Annotated in this window: 12 protein-coding genes; 5 read left to right on the top strand and 7 right to left on the bottom strand. The window is 74.8% G+C overall.

Translation table 11 applies throughout. The features are described 5' to 3' along the window. The first annotated feature begins 51 nt into the window (after positions 1–51). Positions 52–810, top strand: a complete 759-nt coding sequence (locus ACIQGV_RS14365) for a hypothetical protein (protein WP_402494410.1) — start codon at positions 52–54, stop codon at positions 808–810. Positions 811–934: 124 nt separating this feature from the next. Here ACIQGV_RS14365 and ACIQGV_RS14360 read toward each other — a convergent pair whose 3' ends face one another. From ACIQGV_RS14360 to ACIQGV_RS14345, 4 genes are all read right to left on the bottom strand, one after another. Continuing rightward, positions 935–1,291, bottom strand: a complete 357-nt coding sequence (locus ACIQGV_RS14360) for a DUF3618 domain-containing protein (protein WP_402494408.1) — start codon at positions 1,289–1,291, stop codon at positions 935–937. Continuing rightward, positions 1,288–1,725 (bottom strand): phage holin family protein, encoded by a 438-nt coding sequence (locus ACIQGV_RS14355; RefSeq protein WP_402494406.1) that lies wholly within the window; start codon positions 1,723–1,725, stop codon positions 1,288–1,290. Before ACIQGV_RS14355 ends, ACIQGV_RS14360 begins: the two co-directional genes overlap by 4 nt. 115 nt (positions 1,726–1,840) lie before the next feature. After that, complete coding sequence (locus ACIQGV_RS14350) at positions 1,841–2,722, bottom strand: diacylglycerol/lipid kinase family protein (RefSeq protein ID WP_402494404.1); 882 nt, start codon at positions 2,720–2,722, stop codon at positions 1,841–1,843. A 28-nt stretch (positions 2,723–2,750) separates the two neighbouring features. After that, the gene (locus tag ACIQGV_RS14345; RefSeq protein WP_402494402.1) at positions 2,751–4,346 is read right to left on the bottom strand and encodes an FAD-binding oxidoreductase; all 1,596 of its coding nucleotides are present in this window, start codon (positions 4,344–4,346) and stop codon (positions 2,751–2,753) included. Between the two features lie 96 nt (positions 4,347–4,442). Between ACIQGV_RS14345 and ACIQGV_RS14340 the strand changes: the two genes are divergently transcribed. The 3 genes from ACIQGV_RS14340 to ACIQGV_RS14330 all read left to right on the top strand — a co-directional run bounded on the left by ACIQGV_RS14340 (position 4,443) and on the right by ACIQGV_RS14330 (position 7,143). Continuing rightward, the gene (locus ACIQGV_RS14340; protein ID WP_402494400.1) at positions 4,443–5,042 is read left to right on the top strand and encodes a TetR/AcrR family transcriptional regulator; all 600 of its coding nucleotides are present in this window, start codon (positions 4,443–4,445) and stop codon (positions 5,040–5,042) included. Further along, complete coding sequence (locus ACIQGV_RS14335) at positions 5,039–6,604, top strand: glycerol-3-phosphate dehydrogenase/oxidase (RefSeq protein ID WP_402494398.1); 1,566 nt, start codon at positions 5,039–5,041, stop codon at positions 6,602–6,604. Before ACIQGV_RS14340 ends, ACIQGV_RS14335 begins: the two co-directional genes overlap by 4 nt. Positions 6,605–6,747: 143 nt before the next feature. Then, on the top strand, positions 6,748–7,143 hold the full coding sequence (locus ACIQGV_RS14330; RefSeq protein ID WP_402494396.1) for a VOC family protein: 396 nt from the start codon (positions 6,748–6,750) through the stop codon (positions 7,141–7,143). A gap of 322 nt (positions 7,144–7,465) precedes the next feature. Here the strand turns inward: ACIQGV_RS14330 and ACIQGV_RS14325 are convergent, their stop codons facing one another. Next, positions 7,466–9,652: a discoidin domain-containing protein gene (locus tag ACIQGV_RS14325; RefSeq protein WP_402494394.1), complete on the bottom strand. Its 2,187-nt coding sequence runs from the start codon at positions 9,650–9,652 to the stop codon at positions 7,466–7,468. A 184-nt stretch (positions 9,653–9,836) separates the two neighbouring features. Here ACIQGV_RS14325 and ACIQGV_RS14320 point away from each other — a divergent pair, with 184 nt between their 5' ends. Continuing rightward, positions 9,837–10,856 carry a LacI family DNA-binding transcriptional regulator gene (locus ACIQGV_RS14320; protein WP_402494392.1) on the top strand — a complete coding sequence of 340 codons (1,020 nt, stop codon included), beginning with the start codon at positions 9,837–9,839 and terminating at the stop codon, positions 10,854–10,856. Positions 10,857–11,246: 390 nt separating this feature from the next. On the opposite strand, the gene ACIQGV_RS14315 is transcribed toward ACIQGV_RS14320, so the two are convergent. Beyond that, on the bottom strand, positions 11,247–12,173 hold the full coding sequence (locus tag ACIQGV_RS14315) for a hypothetical protein (protein ID WP_402494390.1): 927 nt from the start codon (positions 12,171–12,173) through the stop codon (positions 11,247–11,249). 10 nt (positions 12,174–12,183) lie between these two features. Then, positions 12,184–12,579: a hypothetical protein gene (locus ACIQGV_RS14310; protein ID WP_402494388.1), complete on the bottom strand. Its 396-nt coding sequence runs from the start codon at positions 12,577–12,579 to the stop codon at positions 12,184–12,186. Positions 12,580–12,595: the final 16 nt, after the last annotated feature.

The raw sequence follows: 12,595 nt of genomic DNA, 5'->3' as shown, positions 1-12,595 counted from the left end.
GTATCCCTTCTCCTGGACCGTGGGGACGTGTCCGGAGAGGGGGGACCGGCAATGGAACAAGGCATGCTGTCCCGGGTGCTGGCCCCGTACACCTGGCGGGCGCGGATCCGCCCGGTGCTGATCGCGGCGCTGCCGCTCGCGCTGCCGCCGGCCCTGCTGGTCCCCGACTGGACGGCGGCCCGCGGCGTGTGGGTGCTCGTGCTGGTCTGCGGACTGCCGCTGCTGCTGGGGCAGTTCAGCCGGAGCCGGGGCCGACGGCTGGAGCCGGGGCTGTTCGAGAGCTGGGGCGGGAAGCCGTCGGTGCAGCTGCTGCGCCGGCGGGGCCCGATCGAGCCGGCCCGGCTCGCGTACCTGCACACGCGGATAGAGCAGATCGCCGGCCCGGCCCTGCGGATGCCCTCGGCGCAGGAGGAACTGTCCGACCCGGGGCACGCCGACGCGGTGTACGAGGCGGCGGGCACGGTGCTGCGGGTCAGGGCCCGGGCGCTGCCGGGTGCCGAGCTGGTGGCGGAGGAGAACGGCGAGTACGGCTTCCGCCGCAACAGCCTTGGCCTGCGGCCCGTCGCGCTCGCCGCCTGCGCGGCCGGGCTGCTCGCCGTGCTGCTGCGCGTGACGCTGGGGTGGCCTCCGGCGGACACCGCGGACGCGGTGGTGTCGGCGGTGCTCGTCCTCACCGAGCTGGCCCTGCCGGTCTTCTGGATCCGCACGGTCCGGGCCGCCTGGGTGGAGGAGGCAGCCTGGACGTACGCCCACCGGCTGATCGAGACGGCCGTCCTCCCGGACCCCGACGCCGCCCGGGAGGGCTCCTAGGGGCCCTGCGGGCGGTGGGTCACAGGTGGTGGGCCTGCCGGGCCCCTGCCCGGACGGTCCCGCGGGTGACCGTACCGGGCGCGGGACCGGTCACCGCGCCGGAGGTCCGGGCGTGCTCCCGCGCTCACTTCCTCCGGGAGCGGTACGCCGCCCACACCAGCGCGGCGCCCGCGCCCGCGGCGACCAGCAGGGCGCGGTGGTCCCGCGCCGCGCGCGTTCCCCGGGCCGCCGTGTCCTTCGCCGGCTCGGGCACCTTGTCCTGCACCTGGTGCGCGAGACCGGCCGCCCGTGTCCTCAGCTGTCCTGCCGTGGCGGAGGCATGCTGCCTGACGTCGGCCGCCTTCCGCTGCGCCCTGGCCTTCACGTCGCTCCTGGCCGCCAGCGCCCCGACGGTCTCGCCGAGCTCGTGACGGATCTCCTCGACCTGTTCGCGCAGCCGCTCGGGGGACGCGGTCCGGTCGTCGTCGGATGAGCGGGTCATCGCTGTGCACTCTCCTTGATCTCGGCCATGTCGGCCTTGACGCTGTCGATCGTCCGCTCGGGAGCGGCCGGCGCGCCCTCCTTGAACTGCTTCCTGCCGCTCGCGGCCATGACCGCGGTGATCAGGCCCAGTACGGCGGTGACGATCAGCGCCGCGGCCCACACCGGCAGCGGCACCGCGAGGGCCGCCACGGCGGTGGCCACGAGGGCCTGGAGGGTGAGGAAGCCGACGACGCCGGCGCCGCCGAACAGCCCGCCGCCCTTGCCGTACCGCCTGCCCTTCTCCTTCATCTCCGCCTGCGCCAGTCTCATCTCGCCGCGCACCAGTTCCGTCAGCTGCCGTGAGGCCCGCTGCACCAGTTCGCCGACCGGTTCGTCCTCCGGCCGGCGAGTCCGCTCGTCGGCCGGGGCGTAGGGCGGTCGTGCGCTCGACACGACGCTCACCTCCCGTCTTGTCGTCCGTGCCGGGCGGGGCCCGTCGGGGCCCCGCCATCCGGTGAGGGCGCGAGTACCCCGAACGGGCCGGATCAGTGGGGCCGGGGAGCGGACGTCACGCGAGGACGTCCAGCGCGCCGGGCAGGACCCGGACGGTGACCGGCACCTGTGCGTCGACCTCGCCGTCGGCGCCGTAGGGCAGGGCGCGGTCGGCCTCGATGCGGATCTCCTTGCCGCGCAGGATCTCGACCTGAGGGCGGTTCACATGGGCGCCGGTCCTGAGCTCGTTCATCGTGGCGAAGAACAGCCGCTTGGGCGCGTGTCCGACGATCACGACGTCCAGCAGGCCGTCGTCGACGAGGGCGCCGGGGGCGATGTTCCGGCCGAAGCCGTAGAAGCCGGAGTTCGCGGCGACGACGGTGTAGCCGCTGCGTTCGTACGGCACACCGTCGACGGTGACGCGGTACGCCGCCGGGCTCCAGCCGAGCACCGCCCGCAGGCCGCCCGCGTAGTACGAGGCGGCGCCGCGCAGCACCCGGGAGGCGTTGGCGTGGCGGTTGGCGACCGCGTCGACGCCCGCGTACACGCTGCCGAGGACCCGGACCCCGGCGTGGACGGCGGACTCCACCTCGATGGTGTCCACGGCCCGGGGTGTGCCCTCCAGCAGCACCCGGGCGAGACCGGCGGCGTCGGAGGGCAGTCCGAGGGCACGGGCGAAGTCGTTGCCGCGGCCGGCGGGGACCAGACCGAACACCGTGCCCGTGCCGCTCAGCGCGCCGCCGACACGGCCGGCCATGCCGTCCCCGCCGACCGCGAGGACGACGTGCCCCTCGGCGCCCGCCCGCAGGGCGAGTTCCTGCGCGTGCTCCAGGCTTCTGCTGTACACGGTGTCGAGCCGGGCGCCCGCCTCCCGCAGCAGCCGGGCCAGCGGGAGCAGGCCCGCCGCGCCGCTGGAGCCGCCCGCGGCGGGGTTGACCACGGCGGTGAACTGTCGCATGGATCGGCCTCCGTACGGCACGTGGGGGTCAGCGGACGGGGATGAGGACGCCGGGGCTGAGCACACCGGCCGGGTCGACCTCGGCCTTGACGGCCTGGAGCACGCGGACTCCCAGCGGGCCGATCTCCCGGGCGTACCAGTCGCGGTGGTCGGTGCCCACGCCGTGGTGGTGGCTGATGGTGCCGCCCGCGGCGAGGACGGCGTCGTTCGCGGCCCGCTTCACCGGCTCCCAGTGCGCGACCGGGTCCTCGCCCTGGGCGGAGACGACGGTGAAGTACAGCGAGGCGCCGTTCTCGTAGGTGTGCGAGATGTGGCACATCACCAGGGGCGGGGTGCCGGCCGCGGTCAGGGCGCCGGTGAGCGCCTCGCGCACCGACCTGTACAGCTCGGGCAGCGTGGACCAGAAGCCGGCCGTCTCCAGCGTCTCGGCGAACGCCCCGGCGTCCAGCAGCGCGTCGCGCAGGTACGGGGCGTCGTAGCGGCCGTGCTCCCAGCGGTCGCCGGGTTCCTCGCCGAGGTACTCGCCGCCGCAGGCGAGGAGGACCTCCCGGGCGGCGGCGCGGCGGGCCGCGGTCTCCTCCTCGGTGCCCTCGTAACCGGTGACGGCCGTGCAGCCGGGGTCCTGCGGCATGCCGGCGGAGCCGATGGCGTCGGGCTGGGCCAGTCCGACGAAGGTCTCGGTCTCGTCGGACAGCCGCAGCACGGTCGGGCGGGGCCCGTCCTGCGCGAGGCGGCGCAGCGCGGCGGCGCCCTCCTCGAAGGAGGCGAAACGCCAGCCCTCGTAGACCCGTGTGCGCGGCAGGGGGCGTATCCGCACGGTCACGGAGGTGATCACGCCGAGGGCGCCCTCCGAGCCGAGCACCAGCTGGCGCAGGTCGGGGCCGGCGGCGGAGCGCGGGGCGCGGCCGGTCTCCAGGGTGCCCTCGGGGGTGGCGACGGTGAGGGCGAGGACCATCTCGTCGAAGCGGCCGTAGCCGGCGGACGCCTGGCCGCTGGAGCGGGCCGCGGCGAAGCCGCCGACGGACGCCCACTCGAAGGACTGGGGGAAGTGCCCGAGCGTCCAGCCCTGGGCGTTGAGCAGTTCCTCGCACTGCGGTCCGCGCAGTCCGGGCTGGAGGGTCGCCGTGCGGGACACCTCGTCGACGGCGAGGAGCCGGTCGAGGCGGCGCAGGTCGAGCGCGACGAACGGCCGCTTCGTCTCGGGCCTCAGGCCGCCGACGACGGAGGTGCCGCCGCCGAAGGGCACCGCGGCCAGGCCGTGGGCGGCGCAGGCGCGCAGCACGGCGAGCACCTCGTCGTGACCGGCGGGCAGCAGGACCGCCGCCGGGACGTCCTCGACCTCGCCGGCGCGGATGCGCAGCAGATCGGGGGTGGACTTGCCGCGGGTGTGCCGGATCCGGCTCTCGGCGTCCTCGCGCAGTCCGTCCCCGGCGGCGACGGCCGCCCGCAGCGCCGCGCGGGCCTCGTCGGTCAGCGGCGGCGCGGGGACCTCGATGTCACCGAGCCCTGCCGGGCCGCTCTCGCGCGGGGTGACGCCGAGCAGGTCCCGCAGCAGGCCGGTCACCGCGTCGGGCAGGGGGGCCGCCTTGGCCGGGTCGCCCCAGCCGCTCCACAACATGTCCACTTCGCAAGGTCCTCACGGTGCTGTTCACGGGCTGTTCAGGGTCTCTCCGACGGACGGCGCTGCCGCTCGGGCCGTACGGGCATTACACTGTGACAGATGACGCCCATTCGTCACAACCACTCGGACGCAGATGCCGTGCTCGACGCCGCACGCGACTGCGTGCTCGCCGTCGGCGTACGCCGCACGACCCTGACCGACGTCGCCCGGCGCGCGGGCGTCTCCCGGATGACCCTCTACCGGCGCTGGCCCGACGTGCGCACGCTCGTCGGCGACCTGATGACCCGTGAGTGGGTCGCGGTCGCCGCCGGCGCCATGCCGCCCGCCGACGACCCCCGCCCCCTCCGCGCCCGGATCGTCGACGGCCTCGTCGCGGGCGCCGCCGCGTTCCGCGCCCATCCGCTCTTCCACAAGATCCTCGACGTGGACCCCGAGCTGCTGCTGCCGTACGTCCTCGACCGGCGCGGCGCCAGCCAGGAGGCACTCCTGGAACTCCTCGGCACGGCCCTGGACGAGGGTCACGAGGACGGATCCGTACGGCGGGTCCGCACCGACCTCCAGGCCCGTTCCCTGCTCCTCGTCGTGCAGTCCTTCACGCTCTCGCTGCGGACCATGACCGACGAGACCGACCCCGACCTGAGCGAAGCCGCCTTCCTCGGCGAACTGCGCACGCTGCTGGAGAGGACCCTCACGCCATGAACCCCACGCCCCGCAGCGGCCCCGCCCTGCCCGCCTCCTCGCTGAACGCCGGGCGCCGCGCCCGCGAACTCGCCGAACTCGCCGCCGGGACCGAGGTCGACGTGCTGGTCGTCGGCCTCGGCGCGACCGGGGCCGGAGCGGCCCTCGACGCGGCCGCCCGCGGGCTCTCCGTCGCCGCGATCGACGCCCACGACCTCGCGTTCGGCACCTCCCGCTGGAGCTCCAAGCTCATCCACGGCGGACTGCGCTACCTCGCCTCCGGACAGCTCGACGTCGCCCACGAGAGCGCCGTCGAGCGCGGCATCCTCATGGAGCGCACCGCCCCCCACCTGGTCCGCGCCCAGCCCTTCGTGCTGCCTCTCACCCCGCTGGTCGGCCGGAGCCAGGCCGCCCTCGCCCGCGCGGGCTTCCTCGCCGGCGACATGCTGCGCGCCGCCGCCCGCACCTCACGTGCCACCCTGCCCGCGCCGCGCACCCTGTCCGCCGTCGAGACCCGCCATCTCGCCCCCGCCCTGCGCTCCGCGGGACTGCGCGGCGGACTGCTCTCCTGGGACGGACAACTCGCCGACGACGCACGCCTGGTGACCGCGATCGCCCGCACCGCGGCCGCCCACGGCGCCCGCGTCCTCACCCGCATCCGCGCCCTGGAGATCACCGGCGACGGCGCGCGGGCGCGGGACGAGACGACCGGCGAGGAACTGCGGATCCGCGCCCGCGCGGTCGTCAACGCGGCCGGGGTGTGGGCGGGCGGACTCGTCCCCGACGTGACGCTGCGGCCCTCCCGGGGCACCCACCTCGTCCTGCGCTCGGAGGCGCTCGGCCGGCTCTCCGCCGGACTGCACATCCCGATCCCCGGCGAGACCAACCGTTTCGTCCTCGTCCTGCCGCAGGGCGACGGCCGGGTGTACGTCGGTCTCACCGACGAACCCGTCGACGGCGACGTCCCCGACGTGCCGGACGTGCCGGAGACCGACATCGGCTTCCTGCTCGACGTCCTCGGCTCCGCGCTCGACGTCACCCTCCGCCGCGACGACCTCGTCGGGGCCTTCGCGGGACTGCGGCCCCTCCTCGACACCCGGGACGCGGGCGGCCGCACCGCCGACATCTCCCGCAGGCACGCCGTCCTGACGTCGCCCGAGGGGGTCGTGACGGTCGTCGGCGGCAAGCTCACCACCTACCGCCGGATGGCCCAGGACGCCGTCGACCGGGCCGTCGCCGTCCGCGGCCTCGCCGCCGGCCCCTGCCGCACCGCTTCCGTCGCCCTCGTCGGCGCCGCCCGGCCGGACGCCCTGGCCCGGCTCGACGTCCCGGCCCGGCTGGTGCACCGCTACGGCTCCGAGGCCGTGGCGGTGCACGCGCTCGGCGTCCGGGACCCCGGCCTCGCCCGGCCCGTCGTGCCCGGCCACCCCGTCACCGGCGCGGAGCTGCTCTGGGCCGTCCGCCACGAAGGCGCCCTGGACGAGAGCGACATCCTCGACCGGCGCACACGCATCGGTCTCGTCCCCGCGGACCGCGACACGGCGGGGCAGGCCGCCCGCGACGCGCTCGCCCGCGCCGTGTGACGCGGCACGGCGCGGGCCTCGCTCTGGGAGGGTGAAGGGCGCAGGACCATCCGGGCGCGTCGGCGTGGCGCGGATCCCCGCCGCGCCGGGCGTGGTGTGCCCTGGGACCGCAGGAGAGTCCGCCCGTGAAGGAGGCAACCCCCATGTTCGGAGACAGCCAGGCGTTCAGCGGCTTCTCGGTCGACGACCTCGACGCGGCCCGCCGGTTCTACGGCGAGACGCTCGGCCTCCACGTGGAGGAGACCGGCCAGGGGGACATGCGGATGCTGACGCTCGGGCTCGGCAGCGGCGCACGGGTCCTCGTCTACCCCAAGGAGTCGCACACCCCCGCGTCGTTCACGGTCCTCAACTTCCCCGTGGACGACATCGACCGTGCCGTCGGGGCCCTGGAGCGGGCCGGTGTGGCCCTGGAGCGGTACTCCGGTTTCGACCAGGACGACAAGGGCGTCCTCCGGGGCGGCGGGGGCGAGGGCCCGGCGGCGATCGCATGGTTCACCGACCCCGCCGGGAACGTCCTCTCCGTCATCCAGGAGAGCTGACGGGCGGCTTCCTGGCCCCGGCCCGGACGGCACCACCCGTACGCCGGGCACGGCGTACGGGTGGGGTGGGACGGTGGAGAGAAGCGGTGGGGCCGGGCCCCGGTCCCCTGGTCCGGGGGCCCGGCCCCACCGGGTCAGGGCGGCCGGTGGTCGGCGTCCAGCACGGCGCCCCGTTCCGGGAGGCGTGGCGGAGTCCATGGCGACTCCCGAGGGCGACGCCCGTGGGGGCTTCCCTTCCGGGCGGCGCAGCGGGGACCGGGCCGCCGCCCGGAAGGGAGCGGGGGTCAGCTCACGCCAGTGGGGGGCGTGACCTGCGGTGCCGTCAGGGGAAGTTGACGACGGTCGACGGGACGGTCGCGGTGCCCTCGGTCGGGGCGCCCGTGTCGTTGATGACGTGGTTGAACTGGCCGTTGCCGCCCAGCGAGACGGTCAGCAGGCTGTGGAACTTCACGCCGGGCTTCACCGGTGCCTTGAAGCCGTGGTCCTGACGGATCGCCGGGTCGACGTTGTAGTAGCAGTAGCTGCCCAGGCCCCAGCCCTCGTGGGTGTTGACCGAGTCGTCGACCCGGTAGGCCGCGTAGCCCTTGGTGGAGCCGTTCTGGATCGCGGCCTGGTTCGGGGCGTCGTACGCCTTCTCGTTCTGGAAGAAGATCGTGCGGCCGCGCTCGCCGTACCACTCGACGTCGTACTTGTTGAAGTGCTCCACGAACAGGCCGGTGGCCAGCACGTCGTCACCGTTGACCCGGACGCCGTAGTCGGCCCGGTTGGTCTCCCAGCCGACGCCCTCGCCGTGGTCGGCACGCCAGACCCAGGTGTGGTCGACGATCGTGTCGTCGTTGTTGATCACCATGCTGGTGGTGGCCTTGCCCGCGCCCGCTCCGCCGATGCGGATGTAGACGTCCTGGACGGTGGTGGGGTTGGCGGCGTGGTCGGCGCTCGCGTTCTGCGGGCCGACCTCCAGCAGGGTCGTGGAGTTGACCGGTCCGGCGTCGATCAGGAAGCCGGCCAGCCGGACGCCGTCGACGTCGGCGACGCGCATCGCGGTGACGCCGTTGTCGGGGATGATCGTGGCGAGACCCAGGCCGAGCACGACGGTGTTGGCGCGGTTGATCTGGATCGTCTGGTCGACGTGGTAGACGCCGGGCGTGAACAGCAGGTGCAGGCCCTGCGCCACCGCCTGGTTGATGGTCGCCGCCGAGGTGCCCGGCTTGACCACGTAGAAGCTGCTCAGCGGGAGCGACTGGCCCTGCGGGGTGCCCGACTCCCAGGTCGTGCCGCGGGCGTTGGTGCGCAGCGCGGGGGCGAAGACCTTGTACTCGTTGCCGTCCAGGTACAGGAACGGCTTCTCACGCGAGACGGGGGTGTTGTTCAGCGTGGTGTAGCGCGGCTCGGGGAAGCCGGTCGCGGGGGCGCCCACGGTGCCGGAGAAGACCTGGTTCCACACCGAGTTGGACCAGCCGCCGATGGAGCTGTCCCGGGTGTACCACTGCTGCTGCGAGTAGTTGCCGACCTGTCCGTCGATCTTGGAGTCGGCGATGTAGCCGCCGCTGGCCCAGCCGTAGCCGTCCGGGGCGAGGTTCAGACCGCCCTTGACGTGCATCCGGCGGAACGAGGACGCCTGGGAGACCGCCCAGCGGTCGGTGCCGTTGACCGGGTTGACCGCGAGGTTCTCCGCCGAACGCCAGAAGTTCTGCGTGGCGTTGCCGTTGAACCAGCCCGCGTCGACGGTGATGTCGCCGTTGATCGTGGTGTCGTCGGGCTTGAGGCCGAGACCGGCGATCTGGGTGTAGAAGCCGATCTGCGCGTTGAGGTTGTTGTACGTGCCCGGCTTGAACAGGAAGGCGTGCCGCCCGCTGCCGAACTGGGCCGACTCCTGCTGCTTGAACACCGTGTCCAGCTGCCCCTGGATGTTCGGCGTGGACGGGTCGATCACGTGGACATTGGGACCGAGGTCGCCGCCGCCGGGGAGCTGGGGGGTGCTGCCCCCGCCGCCGTAGACCTGGAACTCCCAGAGGGAGTAGCCGTATCCGGTGGCGCGGGTGACGCCCTGGAGGCGGACGTAGCGTCCGGTGCCGGTGAGGGTGAGGTCGTCGGTGCCCCCGTCCCCGGCGGTGACGGACCTGACGGTGCGCCAGGTGGTGCCGTTGTCGGAGAGCTGGATGTCGTACGCCTTGCCGTAGGCGGCTTCCCAGGTGAGGACGACGCGGCTGATGTCGGCGCTCTGCCCGAGGTCGACCTGGAGCCACTGGTTGTCGTTCCACTGGCTGGCCCAGCGGGTGCCGGTGAGGTTGCCGTCGACGGCGGCGGAGGCGGAGAAGGCCGCGCCCTCGGTGGAGGAGGCGGTGGCGGTGCGGCCCTGGGAGAGCAGGGTCTCGGCGGCACCGGCCGGGGCGGCCGGGCTCAGGGCGAGGAAGGTGCCGATCAAGGACGAGACCAGGGCGCCCGCGGTGGCGCGTCTGGCTGCCGGGGTGAGGCGCCGGTGGTCCGGCGGGGTCCCGACTGAAGGCATGGGGGTGCTCCTCTTTTTTATTTACACAGCAGAAACCGGGAGAGCGCTCTCCCGGAACCTTGCCTGTTCTGTCGGTGAGCGGTCAAGCATCGGGACACGCTTTTCTTTTGACTTGCATTAAGTCTTCATGGATCTGGGGGCGGCTGCGCGTACCCGTTCGGCGACAGCGCGTTAGGGTTCCTGGGTGACGAAGAGGGGACCGACTCTTGAGGACGTCGCGCGTGAGGCCGGGGTGTCGCGCGCGACCGTGTCACGCGTGGTGAACGGCGTGCGCAATGTCGACCCGGACATCCAGGAGGCGGTGCGCCGGGCCATCGACCGCACCGGCTACACCCCCAACCAGGCCGCGCGGTCGCTGGTGACCCGCCGCTCGGGCGTGGTGGCGCTGGTGTTCTCCGCGGCCGGCGACGCCTTCGCCGCACGGGTCTTCGCCGACCCGTTCTTCGGGCGGATCGTGGACGGGGCGCTGGGCTTCCTGCGCGCACGGGACGTGCAGCCGGTCATGCTCGTGGCCGAGTCGGAGCAGGCGCGGGGCCAGGTGGTGGAGTACCTCCGGCAGGGCGCCGCCGACGGGGCCATGGTGGTCTCGCTGGAGGCGTACGACCCGCTGCCGGGCCTGCTGGTCGCCGCGGGGGTCCCGACGGTGCTGTTCGGCCGCCCGCGGCGGGGTCTGCGCACCGGCTTCGTCGACCTCGACAACGCGGAGGGCGCCCGGCTCGCGGCCGGGCATCTGCTGGCCGTCGGCCGCCGCCGCCTCGCCACCATCGGCGCGCCCGACTCCGCCCCGGCCGCCCGGCAGCGCCTCGACGGCTTCCGCGCGGCGCTTGCCGCGGCGGGGGTGACCGAGGTGCCGGTGGCCAAGGGGCTGTTCACCGAGGAGAGCGGCCGGCGGGCGATGGCCCGTCTGCTGCGGGAGCACCCCCGGCTGGACGGGGTGTTCGCCGCGAACGACCTGATGGCCCGGGGAGCGTGCCGGTACCTGCGGGAGCAGGGGGTGTCCGTGCCCGCGGACATCGCCGTGGTGGGCTTCGACGACTCCGGCCTCGCGAGCGAGCCGGGTCCCTCCCTGACGACCGTACGGCAGCCGGTGGAGGAGATGGCCGCGGCGATGGCGCGGCTGCTGCTGGAGCGGCTGCGGGGCACCCCGGGGGAGGGGGCGTCGGTGATGTTCGACCCGGTGCTGGTGGTGAGGGAGTCGGCCTGAGAGGGCCGGGCGGGGCGTGGCTGCCCGGGCTCCCTGCGGTCCTGGCGGGCACGCGTCCCGCGGTCCTGGTGGGCATGCTGCCCGGGCTCCCTGCGGTCCTGGCGGGCACGCGTCCCGCGGTCCTGGTGGGCATGCTTGCCCAGGCTCTTTGCGGGCACGCGCCCTGAGGTGCTGGCGGGCATGCTGTCCGGGCTCCTGGTGGTCCTGGCGGGCACGCGTCCCGCGGTCCTGGTGGGCATGCTTGCCCAGGCTCTTTGCGGGCACGCGCCCTGAGGTGCTGGCGGGCATGCTGCCCGGGCTCCCTGCGGTCCTGGCGGGCACGCGTCCCGCGGTCCTCGGGGGCGCCCTCCCGCGCGCCCGGCCGGCCGGGGGCCGATGGACCGGAGGGGTTCACTCCGCCTTTCTGAACAGCTCCGACATCCCGTCGCCCGTGTCGGGGGTCAGCCGGCCCGGGGTCTCCGGGGGGAGCAGGCCGATCCTGGTGGCCAGTTCACGGCCGTGGACGTCGACGGCGGCCTCGACCAGCCCCGCGAGCGCGTCGAGGGAGGCGCGGGCCCGGGAGCGGGCCACGGCCGCGCAGCCGAGCGCGGCCGGGGCGGCGGGCCACCACCAGCAGGCGAGCAGGGCATAGCCGACGGCCCAGGCGGCGAGGCGGGCGGCCGCGCCGAAGGAGTCGTGGGCCCACTGGATCTGCCGTACGCCGGTCTCGGGGAGGACCAGCCACAGCCGGGGCCAGAGCGCGGCGAGGTCGACCCCGTAGGCCGCCTCCACCCGGTCGGCCGCCGCCTGCATCCGGTCGCCGTACCAGGTGGGGCGGACCGGCTCGCGCGGCGCGACCCGGTCGCGGGCCTCGGTGAGGGCCTGGATCCGCGCCGGCAGGTCCCCGGGGACGGTCACCGGCCCGGAAGGCCCGGCGGCAGCGGCGTGCGCCCGGCCCAGTGTGTCGTCCAGCCTCGCGTCCCGCTCCCGCCACCTGCGCGCGCGGCGGGCGGCGAGGCCGCGCGACAGCGCGTCCCGGCCGGGACGCAGCCACCACCGCTCGATCGCGCCGCCGAGGAACTGCGCCGCGAGCGAGGCCGCCGTGGCCGCGAGCAGCACGAAGGCGACCAGGAGCGCGGCGGTGCCGGGATGGTCGAGCGCCGGACGGGAGGCCAGTTCGTCCAGCCGGTCACGCAGCCGGCCGGCGTCGTGCCAGTGGCGATGGCCCAGCGTGGCGCCGGCGGCCGCGGCGGCGAGGAAGAGCGCGCCGGGCAGGACCAGCAGGTTGAGCCAGCGCTCGGTGAGCTTGCCGCCCAGGGTGGCGAGGAGGGAGTTCACGGCCGCGGCGTCACCGCGCGGGACCCAGCCGGCTCTTGAGCATCTGGGTGTCGTTGACCGCGCAGGGCGGGGCCGGCAGCAGATCGCGGGCGCGCTCCACCCGCGTGCACCGCGTCGGCCCCGGGCACACGGCCACCTTGATGTGCTGCGCGACACCGGGAACCGTGGCTCCCCGGGACCTGCCGTCCAGCCCGCGCGCGTCCCCGCCGCGGCGCAGCGCCGTGTCCAGCGCGCGGTAACCGGCCGCGAGTTCGTCGCCGCCCGCCCCCGACCGCAGCAGTTCCCGTGCCCGTTCGGCCGCCTGACGCACCTCGGGCTGCCGCAGGTCCTGAGGCGAGCCGAGCAGCGCGCACAGCGCTGCCGCCGCTCTGTCGTCGTACGGAGGGGTGCCGGAAGACGCCGTCATGGTCCAAGTGTGCCGC

Source organism: Streptomyces sp. NPDC093094 (genome assembly GCF_044754345.1).
GTDB lineage: Bacteria > Actinomycetota > Actinomycetes > Streptomycetales > Streptomycetaceae > Streptomyces.
Note: the sequence above shows the minus strand (reverse complement) of the source record. Positions and strands in the feature narration are given on the sequence as shown.